The sequence below is a fragment of the Photobacterium marinum genome (genome assembly GCF_000331515.1).
Lineage (GTDB): Bacteria > Pseudomonadota > Gammaproteobacteria > Enterobacterales > Vibrionaceae > Photobacterium > Photobacterium marinum.
On sequence record NZ_AMZO01000021.1, the window covers coordinates 13,580 to 35,758 of the forward strand.

Below are 22,179 nucleotides of genomic sequence, written 5' to 3' on the forward strand. Positions count from 1 at the left end.
GACTAAAGAGCGCACAATATAGATCTGGATCACACAAATGTCTACAAAATTATCAGCCGATTTTTCTTTGAAAAATCTTGCACTTATCGTTAATAACAATTCACCCTTGTTATAAAAAACACGGTTTAATTAGTTTAAATTATGAACAGAACGCGAAGTTAACATTTCCACAAATAGATCAATCATTAAGCACTTATCTGCATCGTCATAGAGTGTTCAAACTTCTGAAACATGATTGTCATAAAACTTTCCTAACCTTTTTATCGTTCATTCAAACCTATTGGCAATAAGGCCAGCTTTTTAAGGATTAGGAAAATGAAAACACAGGTTATTGGTGCACTAGCCCTTGCAGGTTCAATGGTATTTAACACTGCCGTCGCAAATGAAACTGTTTCAGTTGTAGGCTCAAGCTCCGTATCACCTATCATGGAAGTACTTGGTGAAACCTATGCAAACTCTCACGATGTTGTTGTTGAAGTTCAGGGCCCGGGCTCTTCTGCTGGTATCCGTGCCGCACACGACGGTTCTTCTGATCTGGGTATGAGTTCTCGTGACCTGAAATCATCTGAAAAAGCAGACAACATTAAAGAGGTAGTTATCGCTCGCGACGGCATTGCCGTTGTTGTTCACAATAACAACCCCGTCTCTAACCTGACTAAAGAGCAGGTTTCTCAAATCTATAAAGGTGAAGTCACTAACTGGAATCAGGTTGGCGGTGAAAACAAGCCAATCGTAGTTGCAACCCGTGATACCGCATCTGGTACTCGTGGCGCTTTCGAAGACATCATGAGCCTAAAGAAGAAAATCAACGGTGTTAAAGTTTCTGCGATTTCTCAGCGCGCACAAGTTGCCAGCGGTAACGGGCAGCTAAAAACAATCGTAGCGAACAACCCATTTGCTATCGGTTACATCTCTCTGGGCTCAGTAGATAACTCAGTTAAACCACTGGCTATCGACAACCACAAACCATCTATTGAAGCAATCAAAGCCGGTGAATATAGCGTACAGCGTCCATTCCTTGTTGTGTATAAAGAAGGCCGTCCTTCTAAAGCTGCACTAGAATTTCTGAAGTGGATTCACACTCCACAAGCACAAAACATTGTTACAGAAAAAGGCTTCATCTCAGTTAAATAATTTAGCTGATATTTTGTCCGGTCATCGTCGATGACGGTGGCCGGATTTTCTTGATTCCCTGATATATGAATGAGCCAAAGCTTGATCAATATCGGAGTACAGATTATGACCATCGCAAATAACATAGAAAATCCACCTAAAGGGCCTTCGCTAAAGACCAAAAATAAAACTGATTGGCGCGAAGTTTTTTTTAAGTACCTATTTTTATCGAGTGCCGCACTTGGCATTTTGTCGCTAATTACTATCGGCTACTTTATCTTCCGCGAAAGTTTCGACGCCTTTGCCCAGGCTGGTGTAGAAGGCATCGTATTTGGTATGGATTGGCTTCCGCCAGCCCTTTACGGTATTGCCCCGATGATCGTAGCGTCTGTTGTTTCAACAGCCGGTGCGGTTGTACTAGGTGTGCCAATTGGCGTATTGACTGCTATTTTCATTGCAGAGGTTGCACCGGCTCGTCTGGCAAACCTGATTCGTCCGATGATCGAACTGCTGGCTGGTATCCCTTCAGTTGTATACGGTTTCTTCGGCCTGGTGATCATCGTGCCACTAATCCAGGACGTATTCTCGGTGCCAGCCGGTAACACAATCCTTGCAGGTATCATTGTGCTATCTGTCATGATCCTGCCAACCGTAATCACAGTTTCAGAAACATCTATCCGCGCAGTACCGCGTAGCTATAAAGAAGGCTCTCTGGCACTGGGAGCTTCACATATGTTTACGGTATTCAAACTGCTCGTTCCGGCAGCCCGTTCAGGCATCATGACTGGCGTTATCCTGGGAGTTGCCCGAGCATTAGGTGAAACCATGGCCATCATCATGGTGATGGGTAACTCCCCTGCAATGCCTCGAGGCCTTCTGGACTCAGCGCGTACTCTGACTGCGAACATTGCCATTGAGATGTCGTACGCAACCGGTATTCACGCCAGTGCACTTTATGCCACCGGTATTGTTTTGCTTATTTTCATCATGACGCTAAATGCCGCTCTGCTTTACCTGAACCGTGAGCGAGCGAGGTAATCACTATGTCTTTACAGTCTACAAATGCTGGTAAGCAGCAACTAAAAGATAAAATTGCACTAAGCGTGATTTGGCTTTCTGCCTCCATCACGGTTGGTTTCCTACTGTGGGTTGTCTGGTACATCCTAAGTAATGGTTTATCCCACGTTGACTGGGATTTCATCACCAGTAACTACACCACAATTGGTCAGGAATCAGGTATCTGGCCGATGATTGTTTCAACCCTGTATATGGTTGCAGCTTCCATCGCCGTTGCGGCACCTCTGGGGATCATGACTGCTATCTATCTGACTGAATATGCAAAAGTCGGTAGCCGTCTGGTTAAAGTGATCCGCTTCTGTACTGAATCTCTTGCCGGTATTCCGTCGATTATCTACGGTCTGTTCGGTATGACTTTCTTCGTGGTCGTTCTGGGCTTCGGCTACTCGATCCTGTCAGGTGCACTGACTCTGAGTATCCTGATTCTTCCGGTGATTATCCGAACCACAGAAGAGGCTTTAATGGCTGTTCCACAAACCTACCGTGAAGGTTCATACGGTTTGGGTGCCTCAAAAATCTACACAATCTGGAGACTTATTCTGCCAAGCGCGATGCCTGGTATCGTAACCTCCATCATCCTCAGCGTAGGTCGTGTTATCGGTGAATCTGCACCGGTATTCATGACAGCAGGTATGGTGGCGCGTATTCCTGAGAGCATGCTGGACTCAGGCCGTACGCTAACCGTTCACCTGTATAAGTTGACCCAGGAACTCTACACCATTCACGAATGGAATCAGGCATACGCAACCGCCACCATCCTGATTGTGATTGTTCTTGTGATTAACATGATTACCAAACTTATCGCCAGCCGATTCAACACTGCGACTTACTAATTTTTGGGGAAGAGAAAATGATGAACAAATTTGAAATTGAAAACCTGGATCTATTCTACGGTGAAAATCAGGCTCTGAAGAAAATCTGTCTACCAATCCCGAACCGTCAGGTAACCGCATTAATCGGCCCGTCCGGTTGTGGTAAATCTACCCTGCTACGCTGCCTGAACCGTATGAATGACCTGATTGAAGGCGTAAAAATCCAGGGCAAGCTAACCATGGACAGCGAAGATGTTTACGGCAACATCGATGTTGCACAGCTTCGCATTAAAGTGGGCATGGTATTCCAGAAGCCAAACCCATTCCCGATGAGCATTTATGAAAACGTGGCTTACGGCCTTCGTGCTCAAGGCATTAGTGACAAGAAACGTCTTGATGCCGTGGTTGAAAAATCACTGCGCGGCGCAGCACTTTGGGATGAAGTGAAAGACCGCCTAAAATCTCACGCATTCGGTCTGTCTGGTGGCCAGCAGCAGCGTTTGTGTATCGCCCGAACCATTGCAATGGAACCGGAAGTGATCCTGATGGACGAACCTACTTCTGCGCTTGACCCAATTGCAACCAAGAAAATTGAAGATTTGATGGAGTCGTTGAAAAAGGACTTCACTATCGTGATCGTTACTCACTCAATGCAACAGGCGCGTCGTATCTCAGACCGAACGGCCTTCTTCCTGATGGGTGAACTGGTTGAGCACGATGACACTCATTCACTGTTTAACAGCCCGCACGATGACCGCACCCGTGGTTACGTAAACGGTGATTTCGGCTAATGAGCCAATAAGAAAAACTTCCTCAGCTCAAAGTCGTTGTAAGCGAATAATAAAAGCGATGGTAAGTATTGCCCCCTCTTAATGAGGGGGCCTTTTTTTGAAAGATTAATTTTTAGCAGTGATGTCGTCACCCTCATCAAGCCAAGGTGTGCCACTTAATTTTGGGTAACCTTCTAAATAAGTGATCGTTGCACCAGTCTCTGCTTTAATTTGACGAACTATGTCTAAAAACGTCTTTTCAGTCCATTCTTCCGGAGTCCCAACCATAGCATTCGACATCTGACGACTTATCTCCAATAACCCGCCTTCTTTCTTTGTAAAAGTTGCATACAAATCCAGATGGTATCCCTCATTATATGGGAATAGACATGCAGTTAGATTTAAATTTGAAGACCCAGAGATTTCGCGGTTTGCTTTAGCCGTCCAAGAAGCTCCCTCACAAGTCGCAACTTTCACTCCCAATTGGCCCCCACTACTTGCAAATGCCGCAAATTTTGAGCCTTTAAATGGATTTTCTAAAGCAAATCTGCCCGGCTTTTCTGGTAGTTCTGCTGAGGTTGGTATTGGTCGAGCTTCTTGAGCATCATTTACATTTCGACCTAAACCATCACTTGCAGATTCTGCAATTTCATAACGATCAGCATCAGTTTTTATGTCAAATATACGGTAATACTCTACGTTCTTGGTTTTTTCTACCAAAACGTTATTTACCGAACCACAACCTGATAATAAAAGAGAAAGCGCTATGCCAACTGCTACTTTATTCATTATTTATCCTTTAAATCTAAAATTACTAGCGTCTTATTATTTAACAAAGTGAAACTAGCGCCATAAAAACAAAGCGCATATGGATTAAATAATACAAATAGATTTAAAGAGATTCATTGAGCCAGTTCATAATTTAGCTACGTCTGCTTTATACCGCCATTCCGCGGACATCAGCTTCCAGATGCTCACACATAGGCATTTTTTCAAGCTCTGTCAGCATAAAATCGATAAAGGTTCTGACGGTAAGCGACAGATATTTACGAGACGGATATACCAGCCAACCAAGCCGCATAACCGGATCCTGGTTTTCGAGTAATTTTACCAACATCTCTTTTTCAATATAAAAATCCGCTAAAAACTCCGGAATGAACACTATTCCACGATTTTGCAAACACGCCTCCATAATGAGTGGCACGCTGTTCATCACCAGGTTTCCTGATACAGAAATAGGCTCTCTGCCTTCCAGTGGCAAATCATTTAAAATCTGTCCGTTCGGGAAACGATAGCGAATAAAGTTATGGGTTTTAATTTCCTCCGGTGTAGTCGGCTTACCATGTTTAGCAATATACTCCGGCGTTGCATAATACCCGAATGACGATGATGTAAGCGGACGAGCAATCAGGTTGGAGTCTTCCAGTTTATCCCCTACCCGCAAAGCGACATCAATATGATTTTCAACCAGGTTAGACTCTTCAGAGCTCATAAGCACTTCCACACTGACCTTCGGGTACAAGTCCATAAATTTGAAGATCATTCGGCCAATTTCCACAATATTCGGCAATGGAAGCAACTGTACCCGTAAGTGTCCGGAAATTTCATACCTCGGCGCAGTAATTTCCTGAATACTCTGCTCAAGGTCACTCAGAATCGTCTTCGTCCTTTCATAGAACTTCTCACCGGCTTCAGTTAGCTGCATAGCTCGGTTATTCCGCTGGAAAAGCTGAATATTCAGTTCTTCTTCCAGAGCTTTAATCCGTCGACTCAAATTAGACTTTGGCAAGTCAAAAATTTCCGCTGCCCGAATCAGGCTTCCAGCGTCTACAACCCGATGGAATAGCTCTATATCTTCCGTTTTCATCCTGTACCCGTGTGTTCAAAAAACTACATCATTGTAAAGAAAAAACCGGCCTCTTTTTGTTGCAAAATTTGGAACAATGCATTCCAAATAGTCCGGTTTTTAGCAACCTTGATACAGGTTATATTTTCGCTCGTCATATCACAACAGGAAATAACGACAATGAAACTGGCGCAAATCAGCCTTATTTCAATAATGATATCAACCGTGCTAACCGGATGCGGACAAGTCGAAAGTGCTGTCACACCATCATCTGTGGTCCGGCCGGTTAAGCTGGTGACAATTGACGATAATGTCGCTCAAAACCTGCGCGCATTCCCGGCAAAAGTTGCTGCCAGCCAACAGGCTGATCTGGCATTTCGTATCAATGGTGAATTGAAAAAACTTAACCTGACTGAAGGACAACATGTAGAAAAAGGGGATCTACTGTCGCAGTTGGATGATCGTGATGCAAAAAACGCACTACTGAATGCTGAAGCCAATCATGATCTGGCTTCGGTTGACTTCAAGCGTAAGGAAGAGATCTACAAACGTAAGCTGATCTCAAAAGCGGAATACGATACTGCTAAGGCTGCGCTGAAATCAGCGAAAGCAGCACTCTACACTGCTCGTGACCAGCTAGAATATACACGCCTCGAAGCTCCATTCTCTGGTACCGTTGCAAAGGTCCACCTAGACAACCACCAAAATGTCCAAGCGACTCAGGTCGTACTTACCCTGCAAGGCGACAAGCAAGTTGATGTCAGTATTCAAGTACCGGAATCACTGCTGATGTCGCTTAAAAGAGATACATCATTCGATGAAGCCTTCAAACCAATGGTTCGCTTTCAGGCACCAAAGACACTGGCGCTTGAGAACGGTTTTAACCCGACCATGACCTCAAGCGGGAAAACATCGGTTTACCCTGTTCAATACAAAGAGCATGCAAGCAAAGTAAGCCCTGGCAGCCAAACCTATGAAGTGGTATTTACCCTCACTCCACCAGCCGAACTGAATGTCCTGCCGGGCATGAGCGCTGAACTGTTACTGGATATGTCATCTTTCAACGGCGCACAACAGCCTGTTGCTGTATTGCCGATGACAGCAATTGTTCGCACAGACAATACCAATGAATCCAAGGTTTGGCGTTACCAGCCAGACAGTAAAAAGCTGGAAGCCGTTACTGTGACCCTTGGCCAAACCCGTAGTACGGGTGTTGAAGTTATTTCCGGTCTGAACATCGGTGATCAGATTGTTGCCGTCGGAGCCACGGCAGTAAAAGACAACATGGAAGTGAAACCTTTGCGCTGGGAACGAGGCGTTTAATCCATGAATGTTGCTCATTACAGTATTAAGAACAAAGTAATCAGCTGGATGTTTGTCCTGCTGATGCTGATCGGCGGTGCAGTTTCATTTAGTGGACTGGGTCAGCTTGAATTTCCTGAATTTACGATCAAACAGGCTTTGGTAATTACCCCATACCCAGGAGCATCACCTGAGCAGGTAGAAGAAGAAGTGACACTGCCGCTGGAAGACGCTATCCAGCAGATGCAGCAAATCAAACATATTACATCGATTAACAGTGCGGGCCTTTCACAAATCGAAGTCGAAATGGAAGACCGCTACGACGCCAGTGAACTGCCACAAATCTGGGATGAACTGCGCAGAAAGGTCAATGACACTGTTGCGGATCTACCTCCGGGTACCGTACAGCCACAAATCATCGATGATTTCTCCGATGTTTTCGGCATCCTTCTGAATATTCAGGGCGAAGGCTATAGCTATCGTGAACTCGAAAACTACGCCAATTATCTGCGCCGTGAATTGGTGCTGGTAGATGGAGTGAAAAAAGTTTCCGTAGTCGGTGCTCCTGAAGAACAGGTTGTTGTAGAAATTAGCCAGGAAAAACTGACCGCGCTAGGTCTGGATCAGAACTACATTTACAGTCAGATTCAAAATCAGAATGTGGTTTCTAACGCGGGTAAGATGCTTATTGGTCAAAACCGCATCCGTATTCACCCGACCGGTGAGTTCGATGATGTTTCAGAAATGAACCGCCTTCTGGTCAGCCCTCCGGGCAGTGCCGATCTGGTTTATCTTGGTGACATTGCAACTGTCTACAAGACGACAACAGAGACACCAAACATCATTTATCACAACATGGGTCAGGATGCCCTGTCGCTGGGTATTTCATTCAGCACTGGTGTAAATGTTGTTGATGTATCAAAAGCAATTTCTGCCAAAATCACTGAGCTTGAATCACAGCTACCGGTTGGCATGACGCTGAATACTGTTTATGACCAGGGATCTGTCGTTGAGAAATCCGTTACAGGCTTTTTGATCAACCTGGCAGAATCTGTTGCCATCGTTATCGTAGTACTACTTGTTTTCATGGGAGTTCGCTCCGGCTTGCTGATGGGTGCAGTGCTGCTGCTGACCATTTTCGGTACATTCATTGTAATGAACGTACTGGGAATTCAGTTACAGATCATTTCCCTCGGAGCACTCATTATCGCCCTCGGGATGCTGGTTGATAATGCCATTGTTGTGACTGAAGGTATCCTGATTGGCATTCAGCGCGGCCAAACCCGCTTTGAGGCGGCAGGTCAGGTTGTCAAACAGACACAATGGCCACTGCTTGGTGCAACCATTATTGCCATTATTGCTTTTGCGCCTATTGGCCTGTCTCAGGATGCAACCGGTGAGTTCTGTGCATCATTGTTCCAGGTTCTGCTTATTTCTCTGTTTATCAGTTGGATCACAGCAATCACAATTACGCCTTTCTTCTGTCACCTGCTGTTTCAAGATGGTAAGGCCAGTGATGCAGAAGGTGAACCGGAAGATCTGTATAAAGGCTGGTTCTTCAACCTGTACCGTGCCCTGCTGACGACTGCAATGCGTTTCCGCGTAGCGAGTATCGGTCTGGTATTGGTAATGCTGGTTGCAGCTGTTTTCGGTATGGGTCATGTGAAAAATGTTTTCTTCCCGCCATCAAGCACTCCAATTTTCTTTGTAGATGTGTGGATGCCGGAAGGTACTGATGTCCGCGGTACAGAAACATTCATTAACACCATTGAAGACGACATTCTCAGCTACGAGGCCCAAAACAATGTTGGCCTTAAAAACCTGACCTCTGTTATCGGCCAAGGTGCACAGCGTTTCGTACTGCCCTATGTGCCAGAAAAAGGTTACGCGGCGTATGCTCAGCTAATCATTGAGATGGACAACCTGGAACAACAGGAAACCGGCATGCCATTGCTGACCGCCCACCTTCGTGATAGTTATCCGGAAGCTGAATTCCGTGTGAAATATCTGGAAAACGGTCCGTCTCCGGCAGCAAAGATTGAAGCACGTTTCTACGGCGAAGACCCTGAAGTACTGCGTCAGCTGGCCTATCAGGCAGAGCAAATCATGATTGCAGAACCAACGGCAGAGAACATTCGCCACAACTGGCGCAATCAGGTTACGGTTGTTCGCCCGCAACTGAACCTAGCTCAGTCACGTGAGGTAGGCATCAGCAAACAGGATCTTGATAACGCACTGTTGATCAACTTCAGCGGTATGACCATTGGTACTTACCGCGAGCAGTCTCACCTGATGCCAATCATGGCCCGCGCACCAGAACAAGAGCGACTGGATGCCAACAGCCTGCAGAAGCTTCAGGTCTGGAGCCCGGAGAACAACACCTTTGTTCCGGTTACCCAACTGATCTCATCATTTGATACCGAGTGGGAAAACCCGATCATCATGCGTCGTGACCGTAAGCGTGTATTGACTGTGCTGGCTGACCCGATTCTTGGAACAGAGGAAACCGCCGACTCAGTACACCGCCGGATCCGCGACAAGATCGAGAACATCCCTCTGCCGGATGGCTACAGCCTGGAATGGGGTGGTGAATATGAAACTTCACGAGATGCCCAGGCCAGCATCTTCAGTTCACTGCCAATGGGTTACCTGGCAATGTTCCTGATCACCGTGGTGCTGTTTAACTCGGTGCGCCAGCCACTGGTTATCTGGTTCAACGTTCCGCTGGCTATCATCGGTATTGCTGCTGGTCTGCTGCTGTTGAATGCCCCACTGAGCTTTATGGCAATCCTGGGGATGCTGAGTCTGAGCGGTATGATCATTAAAAATGGTATCGTTCTGGTTGACCAGATTCAGACTGAACTGGATGCAGGTAAATCACCATACGATGCAGTATTTGATTCTTCAGTCAGCCGTGTAAGACCGGTATGTATGGCTGCAATCACAACCATGCTGGGGATGATCCCACTTATCTTTGACCCGTTCTTCGAGGCCATGGCGGTAACTATCATCTTTGGTCTGGGCTTTGCGACCCTGCTTACTTTGATTGTTCTGCCGGTGTGCTACACCATTCTTTTCCGAATCCCGGTTAAGCAAGGTGAAGCATCATCAACAGGCGAAACCGCATTCACTGCCAGCTAAGGTTAAGAAAACTTAGTACTGACTTGTCGTGTCCCTTTGACACACCTTGCAATTGCAAATAAAACTGTAAACACTCGCTATTTGCCCATACCGTTCGGTATGGGCTTTTTTTGTCAAAATTTAACCTGACAATGCCATTTCACCATCACTATAATTCCCCTATAACTGTCATAATGTTTTTTATTTGCAGAACAAACTGTTAGCCGGAGTAAGCTGTAACATGCGTATAGTGATGATTGTTTTACTGCTGATGTCATCGTTAGTCATGGCACAACCAAGTGATGAACTCTCACAAAAATTAAGTAACCTTGAGCAGGAGATTGCCACTCTTTACCAGGAATCTCTTACCAAAACCGGCTCAGCCAGAAATGTCATCGACATGCAGTTGCTTAATAAAAACAATCAGCTGCGAGCTGTTCTGAAAGATCTCATTGACAGTCGCACCGACGAAACCACACCACTGCTAACAAAATACGTAAAGCAACAAGCCTCCTTTATTTCCCGCGCCTCAAAATTCCTTGGCGAGAAAATTACGGCTGAAGAGAAGAAGCTGGATGAAGCCGGACAGGAAGAAAAGCTGATGGTGCAAAAACGTCTGGATGAGGCCCGACGCTTTTACACTGAAATGCTCGGTCAACAGTGGGTCAACTACAAATGGCTGGAAACACTCGGAATACCAGATCCAAAGCGTCAGGCTGAACTCATTAAAGACATTGAGCACCGGCTTGAGTTTATGTCGGCTTCGCTTACTTTTGACAGCCAGCAAGAGAAGATGTTGTCAAAACAGCTCAAAGCCGCTTCGGAAGCAGAAAAACCGTCGCTTCAAATCCTTCATCTGTTGGCGCAGAGAAACCTTGCCAGTGATATCGACAACCTGAATTTTCTGGTTGAACTGGCAAACAAAATGGATATCGATACCACAGCCTACACCCAACAGATTTTTCAAACTACAGGCAACCTGACTGACGATATACTGAACCCGAAAGTGCTCATTGCTCTACTTTCCACCTGGGCAGGCAATGTCGGCCAATGGCTGCTGGACAATACACCTCAGGTTCTTTTCAAAGTCTTCGTCTTCGGCCTGATCATTTTTATCTTCAATATCCTGAAGAACCTGAGCCGTAAGATGGTAGCCAGAGCCGTTGCCTCGCCTAACCTGCGCATGTCTAAATTGATGCAGGACTTTTTCATTTCAATGTCCGGCAAGGGTGTTTTCATTATTGGCTTAATGATCGCCCTGTCTCAAATTGGTCTCGACTTAACCCCTATCCTGACCGGTTTCGGGGTCGCCGGTATCATCATCGGTTTCGCCTTGCAGGATACCCTATCAAACTTTGCATCCGGTATGATGCTGCTGATTTATCGTCCGTTTGATGTCGGGGATTTTGTTGAAGCCGGAAGTGTTTCAGGGAAGGTCAGCCACATGAGCCTTGTCAGCACTACCATCAAAACATTCGATAACCAGATACTGATCGTCCCTAACAGCAAGATTTGGGGCGATACCATCAAGAATGTTACACATGAACGAGTCAGACGCGTTGATATGGTGTTTGGTATCGGTTACAGCGACAGTGTTGAACATGCTGAACGCGTGCTGAATGAAATCGTTGATGCTCACCCGGCGGTATTGCGCTCACCGGAAAAAACTATCAAACTTCATACGCTTAACACCTCATCAGTTGACTTTATTGTCCGTCCTTGGGTGAAAACCGATGATTACTGGGATGTGTACTGGGATATAACCCGAGAGGTTAAGTTACGTTTCGATAAAGAAGGTATTTCGATCCCGTTTCCGCAACAGGACGTCCACCTGCACATGGTTAAAAATCAGCCAGAGTAATCACTTACGTTAAGTTATGACATCCGTCTAACATAATTAAGTCCACATGTTGGCAAACTATAGAAAAGCTTGTTATTTATTGCGTGTTTCTCGTTCAACAAACAACAAGCTTCGCTGATATAGAGTGACGGAAAGCAATTAATTGAAACCATCACCCTGAATCAAAAGCAACACCGCAACAAAACAGCTGCAACAAGACAGCAGCAATAAAAACATGCGCATCAGAGCCGATAAGTTGTTTACGCCCTATTCAGCAAACTTATGCTCGAATGCGACCGGATAAAAAACATACTCAGGAAATCATACTATGAAAAAACGTTTTCTGGCCGTACTAGCCCTACCCGCTATTCTTGCTGCATGTGCATTCGACAGTGACAATTCCGACATGGTAGCCGAATCTGATCTTGTTACCCACAACTGGGTACTGACAAAAGTTGATAATAAAACCATTGACCTGCCAGAACCATTCCGCGCTCCAAATCTAGAGCTAAGCCAGGATATGTCCGCACACGGTCACTCAGGCTGTAACCGCTATTTCGGTCAGGCTGAACTGAAAGACAGCAAGCTCCGCATTGAAAAAATGGGCATGACCATGATGGCCTGTCCGGAGCCGGCAATGAAAATGGAACAGCTAATGAGCCGCACGTTAACCGAATGGAGCGATGCATCCATCTCAGGCAACGAGCTGACGCTGACAAACGCTACTCACAGCCTGACTTTCCAGCGGACAGTGGAGCAATAATCGCCCACTGAAATAGCCATCAAACGATTCTTTGGCTATAGCTTTATGTTCACAGAAAAGAGCGCCAGTAGCGCTCTTTTTGTTTAATTGCTGCTCACTGAGTTGGCGACTTCATGTTAACCCGTTTTCACCCGTACATTCGAAACGTAACGCTCACGCAGCTGTTTCGCCGCTGTCACCAGATTCTTTAACGCTGCCTCTGTTTCTTCCCAGTTACGGGTTTTAAGACCACAATCCGGATTAATCCATAAACGTTCAACCGAAATTAACGATTCAGCCTTCTCCACCAGCTTTTCGATATGCTCAACTTCCGGAATATTCGGGGAATGGATGTCGTAAACCCCGGGGCCAATCTCATTCGGGTAGTCAAACTCTTCAAATGCTTTAAGCAACTCCATATCCGAACGAGATGTTTCTATAGTAATCACATCGGCATCCAGTGCTGCCACCGACTCAATAATGTCATTGAATTCGCTGTAACACATATGGGTATGGATTTGTGTCTCCGGATCAGCACTCGCCGCCGCAATCTTAAAGGCATTAACTGCCCAGTCCAGGTAAGCCTGCCACTGACTGGCTTTAAGCGGGAGGCCTTCTCGAATAGCTGGCTCATCAATCTGGATAACTTTAATTCCGGCAGCCTGCAAATCAGCAACTTCATCACGCAGTGCCAGCGCAATCTGATTCGCAATCTCTTCACGGGTTAAGTCTTCACGCGGGAATGTCCAGCCAAGAATCGTCACCGGCCCGGTTAGCATACCTTTCACCAGCTTGTCAGTCAGAGATTGGGCATAAGTAGCCCATTCAACCGTCATCGGCTTCGCACGATAGATATCAGATACAATTACCGCGGGTTTCACACAACGTGAGCCATAACTCTGCACCCAGCCAAAACGAGTAACAGCAAAGCCCTCCAGCAACTCAGCGAAATATTCCACCATATCATTTCGCTCTGCCTCACCATGAACCAACACATCCAGATCTAATGCTTCCTGGCGTTTTATAGCGTCCGTGATATGGCCTTTCAACGCCGTATTATAGTCAGCTTCAACCAACCTTCCCGCTTTGAAGTCACGACGCTGAACACGGATTTCATCCGTTTGCGGGAACGAACCTATCGTCGTTGTCGGCAACAAGGGTAAATCCAGAGCTGATCGTTGTAACCGTGCTCGCTCGGAATAAGGCGCCTTACGCTCGGCAAATATCGGTGAAATAGCTAATGTTCGCTGACGAACATCCGGGTTATTTACAAAAGCACTGTTGACCCTTGCCTTAATCGGTGCGCTGTAATGAATACATTCGGAACGGGAAGCCTCACAACCATCCAGTGCCTGACCCAACAGAGAAATCTCTCGGCATTTCTGTTTGGCAAAAGCCAACCACTGGCGCACTTCAGGGTTAAGATCGGTTTCCAGCTCCAAATCCATCGGGCTGTGAAGTAATGAGCATGAGCTTGCCAGCCACAAGCGCGTTCCCAGCTTAGATTTCACCGGTTCAAGAATTCCAAGCAGCTTTGCCAGATCTGCCCGCCAGACATTACGCCCGTTAATCACGCCGGCAGAAAGCACCCATTGCTCCGGAAGCTGAGCAACAACAGCTTCAAGCTGCTCAGGTGAAGCGGACAAGTCAACATGCAGGCCATCTACATTCAGCTCAACGATTTTATCCAGATGATGAGTGATATCATCAAAGTATGTGGTCAACAGCAGCTTGGGACTACCATGAAGCACCTGATACGCCAACCTGAAAGATTCTACCCAGTTTTTCGGCAACTCAAGCGTCAGAACCGGCTCGTCAATCTGCACCCATTCAACGCCCAGAGCGGCCAGTTTGGCCAGAACTTTCTGATAGGCCGTTAGCAATCGCGGTAACAGTGATAAACGGTCAAACCCCTGCTCTTTCTCTTTGCCCAGCCATAGGTAGGATACAGGCCCTAACAATACCGGCTTAACTTGATGACCGGCTTGTTTGGCCTCGGTGACCTCTTCGAACAGCTGTTGCCAGCTGACGTTGAACTGATCGTCTGCGGTAAATTCCGGCACTATGTAGTGATAATTGGTATTAAACCACTTGGTCATATCTGAAGCGGCACACGCGCAACCTGTTGGAGCCCTGCCCCTTGCGACACGAAACAGGGTATCAAGGTCTGGAAAACCGTTGTCATGACGCTTTGGGATATGCCCTAACAACATGCTGGTACCCAAAACATGATCGTACCAGGCAAAGTCACCGACCGAGACATAGTCCAGCCCGGCACCGACCTGCTCTCCCCAGTGACGGTGGCGAAGCAGACTACCGACTTCCTTCAGCTCTTGCTGACCAATTTCGCCACGCCAATACTTCTCCTGAGCAAATTTCAATTCACGCTGACTACCAATACGTGGATAACCGAGAATATGTGTCTTTGTTTTAGCGGTTTGTGTTGTCATTGTTCTTTCTCACATCCTGTAAGTGTTGATGCTTCAACAATGACGGAAGGCTCTGATGTGAACAATTTCTTATCATTCACATTGATTATGAATAAAACTCATATACAAGAGCTTGCATTTTTTTAAAAACCAAATAGACGTCCAGATGTTTACACATCCAAAATTAACGGTTACATTGAAAAACAGTTTCTGAGTAGCCAGGTGTGAAGGAAAAGTTTAAAACCACCTGTTTTACAGGGATATAGAAATAAACAGTGATAAGGACAGCACAACAGCGATGATTGAGATAAAACACTTAAGAACATTATCCGTACTCAGAGATACCGGCTCACTGACAGCAACAGCTAACACACTGTGCCTGACTCAATCCGCCCTTTCCCACCAACTGAAAGATCTGGAACAACGACTTGGCGGCCAGCTGTTCCTGCGCAAAACCCGTCCGGTAAAATTTACTGCTGAAGGTGAAATTCTGCTGCGCCTGGCCGACGAACTGATTCCGCGTATTGCCAGAGCCGAATATGAGCTCGCCAGCCTGAAAGAAGATGCTAACGGTCGCCTGCATATGGCCATTGAATGTCACTCCTGTTTCCAGTGGCTGATGCCCGCCCTCAAGGAATACCAAATCAACTGGCCCAGCGTAACACTGGATTTCTCGTCAGGTTTCGGCTTCGAACCGCTACCGGCACTGAGTGCTGGAGAACTTGATTTGGTGATCACATCCGATATTCAGCCGCGCAGTGAAATTCACTTTGAACCTCTGTTCGATTTCGAAATGCGGCTGGTGGTTTCACCTCAGTCACCACTGGCTGACAAAGATTACATCTCTCCGGAGGATCTTGCGGATCAAACTATGCTCAGCTATCCGGTACAAAAAAGTCGCCTTGATGTGGTGAAGCATTTCCTTCAACCAGCTGAGATAGAACCGGTTAACTGGAAACAGGCCGACAATACGTTGATGCTGGTGCAAATGGTTTCTGCCGGATTGGGCGTTGCCGCCCTGCCCAACTGGGCTATCTATGATTTTGCCCGGCAAGGGCTGATTGTCAGTAAACCATTGGGTGACGGGCTTTGGCGCAGGCTGTTTGCCGCAATCCGCTCATCGGAAAGAGACCGACATTACCTACAAGCATTTTTTGCCACAGCAAAACAGCAGTGCCAGACTCATTTGGAAGGAATTAAAGCCGCCTGATCTGAAGCCAACACCAGATCAAGGCGGCTTTATGTAACTCTTTTGATCGCTTATCAGATTTTATCTGAACTGATTGGTGATCGGATCGTAACGATAACCCAATTCGGCCATTTTATTATTCAGTTCTTCAGAATCGAGTTCGTAGCGGCTTACCAGATCATCAATTGTGTCGCACTCGAGGCGAAGTTTTTCATTAATAATGCCGAGGACAATATTGCCATCCATTTTAAGCAGATTACTAATTTCCATACTAACCCCTTACATCTCGTACATTGCTCAGTTGGTCACTTGCTCAAATTAAGCATAGCTATTCCACAGTAACCTGCGAAAAAAAGCCCTTCCGATTGGAAGGGCTCATCACAAAATATCGATTTGGCGAAATAAATCAGAACATCGCCATCTGCATCACACCGGATGATGTCAGCAACACAGTTGCGACAAGTAATTGCCAACGATTAACAGTTTTAGTCAACAAGATATGGCCACTCCAGACCAACAGAGACAACACTAATAAGGCCAGCGCAGCAACAACATCGCCTGTCATCGCAGTTATCGTCTGTTCCTCAAGGCCGCTCAGCAGCCAAAGCATCATCAATACACTCAGGATCGCACTGACAAAACCACTAAAAGGCAAAAGACGGTGAAAAGCTTGCAAACGAGTACGAGCCTGGGTCAGAAGCAGATGTGCCAACAAAGCACCGAACAGTGCAACAGCCATAAAACTCAGGCCAATCTGAGGCAATGACATTGCTGGGAGCAACATTACCCAACTCAAAAATGCCAGAGCGTCAGAAGCATAAAGCATTTTGAGTGGCCCCGCATCACGCGTCTTGCCGGTCTTCACCTTGAATGCAAAAAATGCCAGCGTCAGCAGAGGCAGCAAAGCAACAGGCTGACTAATCACCACCAGCACCCACCCAACCAAAATAACAGGCAATGTTTTATGGACCCTGCCACGCTGACCCGGGCAAATTTCACCTTTTGTAAGCACCAGCGTCAGAATCAATTGAGCGCCCAGCAATGCCGGGATTAAAAGCGGCAAATAACCTGAAAACATATGTAAACCTGAGTTAAATAAAACGGGCCCGGATCATACCAATATCAGGCAGTGAATGCAGCAGTATATCCGCGCCCTTAATCTAAACACAAACCTCGATCAAAACACTTAAAATAATAATCATTTGCATAGGATCATCCACTTATTCAGCAGCGATATCCTGTCATCCTTTGTCGAACGAGCAGATCGAGCAGATCGAGCAGATCGAACATTGTATGAATGCAAGGATTCGGGTCGTGACTGTTACCGCTTCCATCCGCCGGCTATAAATATCAGGGAAACGAATGTCGAAAAGCATACACCTGATCGCAATAACTCCCTTTTCACCGTGTCAAAGAGTCTTAAATCAATGATAAGAGCCCAAAGTGGCTCTTATTTTGCTTAGTTTTCAAACAAACGAGCCATAATGAGCGTATACGAATGTTCGTTCGCTCATTTATGTGTAACAGATCAAATAATACCCTCATCAAAAGTGGCATATTTATTCCCATAAGAAAGGGAATTTACATAGTCCCTGCAAACCTGACCAATAACGATAAGCGAAAACGAACATGAAAAGTTGGTTTGAAACAGATGTTGTGATTATCGGCGGTGGTGCCACGGGTACTGGCATTATGCGCGACTGTGCACTACGAGGCATTCCATGCATTCTGGTTGAAAGGGATGATTTGGCGTCAGGGACAACCGGACGCAACCACGGCCTGCTCCACTCTGGTGCCCGCTATGCGGTAACTGATCAGGAGTCAGCTGAAGAATGTATTCAGGAAAACCGTATCCTGAAAAAGATTGCCCGCCACTGCGTTGAAGATACACAGGGCCTCTTTATATCTCTACCTGATGACGATCTCAATTTTCAGAAAGACTTTATTACCGCTTGTCAGAAAGCAGATATCGATGTTGAGCAATTAACCCCACAGGAAGCACTTCGACTTGAGCCGAACTGTAACCCTGACCTGATTGGTGCAGTAAAAGTACCAGACGGCACACTGGATCCGTTCCGCCTGTCTTCATCTAATGTGCTGGATGCGGTCGAACACGGTGCCCGCCTGTTCAACCACACCATGGTTACCGGCCTTATCCGTGACGGACACACAGTTCGTGGTGTCAAATGCCTGAACCTGAAAACCGGTGAAGATTTTGAGATTCGAGCAAAACAGGTAGTCAACGCCGCCGGGATCTGGGGTCAGCAGATTTGTGAGTACGGCGATCTGAATATCAAGATGTTCCCGGCAAAAGGCTCCCTGCTGATCCTCGATTACCGAATCAACAATCTGGTAATTAACCGCTGCCGTAAACCGTCTGATGCAGACATCCTGGTACCGGGTGACACCATTTCCCTGATCGGCACCACTTCTGAACGAATTGACTACGACAAGATCGACGATCTACGTGTCACCAGCAAAGAAATTGATATCCTGCTTGAAGAAGGCACCAAGCTGGCTCCAATCATGGCTAACACCCGCGTGCTACGAGCTTATGCCGGTGTTCGTCCGCTGGTAGCCGTAGACGGAGACACCAGTGGCCGAAACATCAGCCGCGGTATTGTCCTACTTGATCACGCTGAGCGTGACGGAATGGACGGCTTTGTCACCATCACCGGCGGTAAGCTGATGACCTACCGCATGATGGCCGAGTGGGCAACTGATCTGGTCGCCAAGAAACTGGGTAACACCCAGCCTTGTATCACCCATGAAAAACCGCTGCCGGGTTCAGAGCAGGCAACAACGGAGAAAACCAAACATACCGCCAGCCTGGCAAAACCTATTTACCAGTCTGCTTACTATCGCCACGGCGGACGAGCAGAGAAGTTCCTTAAGAACGACAAGAAGAGCCAGGCCGTCATCTGTGAATGTGAAATGGTAACTTGCGGCGAAGTTGAGTATGCCATTAAAGAGCTGGACGTCCACAACCTGGTTGACCTGCGCCGCCGTACCCGTGTCGGCATGGGACCATGTCAGGGCGAGCTTTGTTCTTACCGTGCCGCAGGTCTGTTCTCCGAATACGGCCAGACATCCGGAACTCAGGCCAGCCACCTGCTAAGCGACTTCCTTGAAGAACGCTGGAAAGGCATCAAGCCGGTCTTCTGGGGCGATGCAATGCGCGAAGGTGAATTTACTTACTGGATTTACGAAGGCTTGTTCGGCGTCAGTGATTTGCCAGAACAAACCGTCGCAACAGAACAAACTACAGAAGAACAAGTAACAGAAAAACCACTCAACACAGAAGAAAAAACAGAAGAGGTTGCACAATGAAATTCGATAGCTTGATTATTGGCGGTGGTGTTGCCGGCCTGAGTTGTGCAATCCGCTGTGCTGAAGCCGGACTAAAAACTGCTGTAATTGCAGCAGGCCAAAGTGCCCTGCACTTCTCATCCGGCTCCATTGATATTCTTAGCCATCTGCCTGACGGCCAGCCGGTATCTGACCCGTTTGCCGCTTTCGAAGCCCTGAAACAACAGAGCCCGGAGCATCCCTACAGCAAACTGGGTGAAGACGCCGCCCGAAAAGCAATTGCCTGGTACCAAGGTACGATGGAAAAACGCGGTGTTTACCTGACGGCTCAGGAAGATGGCTCAAACCACTTCCGTATCACCCCGATGGGTACATTCCGCTCAACCTGGCTGTCTCAGCAGACTGTTCATCAGTTCCCGCAAAATGAACTGGCTGCCGGCCTGAGCAAAATTGCTCTGGTCACCATTGACGGCTTCCGTGATTTTCAACCTCAGTTGGCTGCTGATAACCTGGCAAAACTGCCACAATTCAAGGACGTTGAAATAATAACGGCCGCCGTAGAGCTGCCGAATTTCGAAAACATGCAACGTAATCCTTGTGAATTCCGTTCTATCGATATTTCCCGCGTATTGCGTGATGAAACCAAACTTCATGCCTTTGCTAAAGGGCTAATCCAAAAAGTCGGCAAAGCCGATTTAGTGGTATTGCCTTCAATCTTTGGTAACGGGGATGGTGCTGCGACTATCAAGCTACTTGAAGGCCTGACCGGATTTAAGATTTGTGAAATTCCGACCATGCCGCCGTCACTGCTTGGTATCCGCCTCGAAGAAGCGATGAAATCGCACTTCCAGATGCTTGGCGGACTGATCCTTTCCGGTGATGAAGTACTGCGCGGTGATATCGAAGACGGAAAACTTACCCGCATCTACACTCGCCATCACCATGATATGCCGCTGACCGCCGATCATTTCCTGATCGCAACCGGCAGCTTCTTTAGTCGTGGAATGGCAGCTGAACGTCATCAGGTACAAGAGCCGGTCTTTGGCCTTGATATGGCGACGCCGGCAAACCGTGATGACTGGTATCAGGACGAATTCTTTGCCAAGCAAAGTCATCAATTTATGAAAATGGGCGTTCGTTGCAACGAGCAGCTACAGCCATCCATTGCCAATCAGACCATCAGCAATCTCTATTGCGCGGGCGCCCTACTCGCCCATTATGATCCGGTCTATGAAGGTTGTGGCAGCGGCGTGGCAATCAGCACCGGCCACTATGTCGCCGAGCAAATCATCGCGAAACAGCAACGGCATCAGACCCTGGAAAACGAACAACAAGAAAGGACTTTCGCATGAGCCTTCCAAAAAAAGACACAAGCTTTGATCAATGTATCAAGTGCACTGTTTGCACCGTTTACTGCCCGGTAGCAAAAGCTAACCCGCAATACCCTGGACCAAAGCAATGTGGCCCTGATGGCGAGCGTCTTCGAATCAAGAGCCCGGATTTCTATGATGAAACCCTGAAGCTATGTACCAACTGCAAGCGCTGTGAAACCGCTTGTCCTTCCGGAGTAAAAATCGGTGACATGATTGCAGCGGCACGCTCTGAGCATGCCAAAATGCCGATGAACATTAAAACAATCCGTGATTTTGTTCTGAGCCATACCGATCTGATGGGTACAACAGCAACACCGTTTGCACCGATTGTTAATGCTGTTACCGCCTTAAAACCGGTAAAAAAAATCATGCACAAAACCATTGGTGTGCATGACCATAAAACCTTACCGAAATATTCCCACGGAACATTCCGCCGCTGGTACAAACAAAACTGCACCAGCCAGGCACTGTATCCGCAACAGGTTCACTACTTCCACGGTTGTTACGTAAATTACAACAACCCGCAGCTTGGTAAAGACTTCGTGAAAGTAATGAACTCGATGAGTATCGGCGTTCAGTTGCTTGATAAAGAAAAATGCTGTGGCGTACCTTTGATTGCCAATGGTTTCTTCGATAAAGCAAAGAAAAATGCCCGCTTGAATGTCAAAAAATTCGCTGAAGCGATCGAGAAATATGACGCTCCAATTGTGTCTACATCTTCAACCTGCTCTTTCACTCTGCGTGAAGAATACCCGAGCGTACTGAAAGTCGATAACAGCCAGGTTGCCGATAAAATTGAATATGTTACCCGCTTCCTGCTAAAAGCTTTCATGAACGGCAGAAAGCCGAAGATGAAGCCTATCAACAAGAAGATTGTTTATCATACACCGTGTCACCTTGAGCGCACCGGCGGCAGTCTGTATACCATTGAGCTGCTGAAGATGATTCCGGGACTTGAAGTAGAAGTACTGGACAGCCAGTGCTGCGGCCTTGCTGGTACATACGGTTTCAAAACCGAAAACTACGATACTTCAATGGCTATCGGTGAGAGCCTGTTTAAACAAATCCGTCAGTCTAATGCTGACTTTGCCATTACAGACTGTGAAACCTGTAAATGGCAAATTGAAGAAAACACAGATCTCGAAACCATCCACCCGATTTCATTGCTAGCAATGGCTATCGAGTAACAAGACAGCATCAAGAGGGCCTACAGGCCCTCTTCTTTTATGCCTCTTCTCCGCTCTCATCATTCCATTA

At 46.9% G+C, this 22,179-nt stretch carries 17 protein-coding genes; 12 read left to right on the top strand and 5 right to left on the bottom strand.

The annotated features are described in order from the left end of the window. The first annotated feature begins 315 nt into the window (after positions 1-315). The 4 genes from C942_RS14425 (at position 316) to pstB (ending at position 3,793) form a co-directional block, all read left to right on the top strand. Entirely contained in the window at positions 316-1,134 is an 819-nt protein-coding gene (locus tag C942_RS14425; RefSeq protein ID WP_007466834.1) for a phosphate ABC transporter substrate-binding protein, read from the top strand. 105 nt (positions 1,135-1,239) lie between these two features. After that, positions 1,240-2,151: a phosphate ABC transporter permease subunit PstC gene (pstC, locus tag C942_RS14430; protein ID WP_007466836.1), complete on the top strand. Its 912-nt coding sequence runs from the start codon at positions 1,240-1,242 to the stop codon at positions 2,149-2,151. A 5-nt stretch (positions 2,152-2,156) separates the two neighbouring features. After that, on the top strand, positions 2,157-3,023 hold the full coding sequence (gene pstA / locus C942_RS14435; protein ID WP_007466840.1) for a phosphate ABC transporter permease PstA: 867 nt from the start codon (positions 2,157-2,159) through the stop codon (positions 3,021-3,023). A gap of 20 nt (positions 3,024-3,043) precedes the next feature. Further along, complete coding sequence (gene pstB / locus C942_RS14440; protein WP_036800320.1) at positions 3,044-3,793, top strand: phosphate ABC transporter ATP-binding protein PstB; 750 nt, start codon at positions 3,044-3,046, stop codon at positions 3,791-3,793. Positions 3,794-3,898: 105 nt separating this feature from the next. Here the strand turns inward: pstB and C942_RS14445 are convergent, their stop codons facing one another. Next, on the bottom strand, positions 3,899-4,561 hold the full coding sequence (locus tag C942_RS14445; RefSeq protein ID WP_007466844.1) for a hypothetical protein: 663 nt from the start codon (positions 4,559-4,561) through the stop codon (positions 3,899-3,901). A 148-nt stretch (positions 4,562-4,709) separates the two neighbouring features. Further along, positions 4,710-5,639 carry a LysR family transcriptional regulator gene (locus tag C942_RS14450; protein WP_007466846.1) on the bottom strand — a complete coding sequence of 310 codons (930 nt, stop codon included), beginning with the start codon at positions 5,637-5,639 and terminating at the stop codon, positions 4,710-4,712. Between the two features lie 159 nt (positions 5,640-5,798). Between C942_RS14450 and C942_RS14455 the strand changes: the two genes are divergently transcribed. The 4 genes from C942_RS14455 to C942_RS14470 all read left to right on the top strand — a co-directional run bounded on the left by C942_RS14455 (position 5,799) and on the right by C942_RS14470 (position 12,643). Beyond that, the gene (locus tag C942_RS14455; protein ID WP_007466848.1) at positions 5,799-6,941 is read left to right on the top strand and encodes an efflux RND transporter periplasmic adaptor subunit; all 1,143 of its coding nucleotides are present in this window, start codon (positions 5,799-5,801) and stop codon (positions 6,939-6,941) included. Positions 6,942-6,944: 3 nt separating this feature from the next. Then, positions 6,945-10,061 (top strand): efflux RND transporter permease subunit, encoded by a 3,117-nt coding sequence (locus C942_RS14460; protein ID WP_007466850.1) that lies wholly within the window; start codon positions 6,945-6,947, stop codon positions 10,059-10,061. A 220-nt stretch (positions 10,062-10,281) separates the two neighbouring features. After that, a complete protein-coding gene (locus C942_RS14465; protein WP_007466851.1) occupies positions 10,282-11,901 on the top strand; it encodes a mechanosensitive ion channel family protein in 1,620 nt (539 codons plus the stop codon). Positions 11,902-12,208: 307 nt separating this feature from the next. Then, positions 12,209-12,643 (top strand): META domain-containing protein, encoded by a 435-nt coding sequence (locus C942_RS14470; RefSeq protein ID WP_007466854.1) that lies wholly within the window; start codon positions 12,209-12,211, stop codon positions 12,641-12,643. A gap of 116 nt (positions 12,644-12,759) precedes the next feature. Here C942_RS14470 and metE read toward each other — a convergent pair whose 3' ends face one another. Continuing rightward, positions 12,760-15,072: a 5-methyltetrahydropteroyltriglutamate--homocysteine S-methyltransferase gene (gene metE, locus C942_RS14475; RefSeq protein ID WP_007466856.1), complete on the bottom strand. Its 2,313-nt coding sequence runs from the start codon at positions 15,070-15,072 to the stop codon at positions 12,760-12,762. Positions 15,073-15,349: 277 nt separating this feature from the next. Between metE and metR the strand changes: the two genes are divergently transcribed. Further along, positions 15,350-16,261, top strand: coding sequence for an HTH-type transcriptional regulator MetR (gene metR / locus C942_RS14480; protein ID WP_007466857.1), 912 nt, complete (start codon positions 15,350-15,352; stop codon positions 16,259-16,261). 60 nt (positions 16,262-16,321) lie between these two features. On the opposite strand, the gene C942_RS14485 is transcribed toward metR, so the two are convergent. Together C942_RS14485 and C942_RS14490 are read right to left on the bottom strand one after the other, a co-directional pair. Continuing rightward, positions 16,322-16,510, bottom strand: a complete 189-nt coding sequence (locus C942_RS14485) for a DUF4250 domain-containing protein (protein ID WP_007466859.1) — start codon at positions 16,508-16,510, stop codon at positions 16,322-16,324. 136 nt (positions 16,511-16,646) lie between these two features. Beyond that, positions 16,647-17,318, bottom strand: a complete 672-nt coding sequence (locus C942_RS14490) for a hypothetical protein (protein WP_007466860.1) — start codon at positions 17,316-17,318, stop codon at positions 16,647-16,649. Between the two features lie 551 nt (positions 17,319-17,869). On the opposite strand from C942_RS14490, the gene glpA reads away from it, so the two are divergent. Genes glpA through glpC form a run of 3 tightly spaced genes read left to right on the top strand, consistent with a single transcriptional unit; the run spans position 17,870 to position 22,109 of the window. Next, positions 17,870-19,570: an anaerobic glycerol-3-phosphate dehydrogenase subunit A gene (gene glpA / locus C942_RS14495; RefSeq protein ID WP_007466863.1), complete on the top strand. Its 1,701-nt coding sequence runs from the start codon at positions 17,870-17,872 to the stop codon at positions 19,568-19,570. After that, positions 19,567-20,901 carry a glycerol-3-phosphate dehydrogenase subunit GlpB gene (glpB, locus tag C942_RS14500; protein WP_007466864.1) on the top strand — a complete coding sequence of 445 codons (1,335 nt, stop codon included), beginning with the start codon at positions 19,567-19,569 and terminating at the stop codon, positions 20,899-20,901. The genes glpA and glpB overlap by 4 nt, the downstream gene beginning before the upstream one ends. After that, complete coding sequence (glpC, locus tag C942_RS14505) at positions 20,898-22,109, top strand: anaerobic glycerol-3-phosphate dehydrogenase subunit GlpC (RefSeq protein ID WP_007466866.1); 1,212 nt, start codon at positions 20,898-20,900, stop codon at positions 22,107-22,109. The genes glpB and glpC overlap by 4 nt, the downstream gene beginning before the upstream one ends. Positions 22,110-22,179 lie beyond the last annotated feature (70 nt).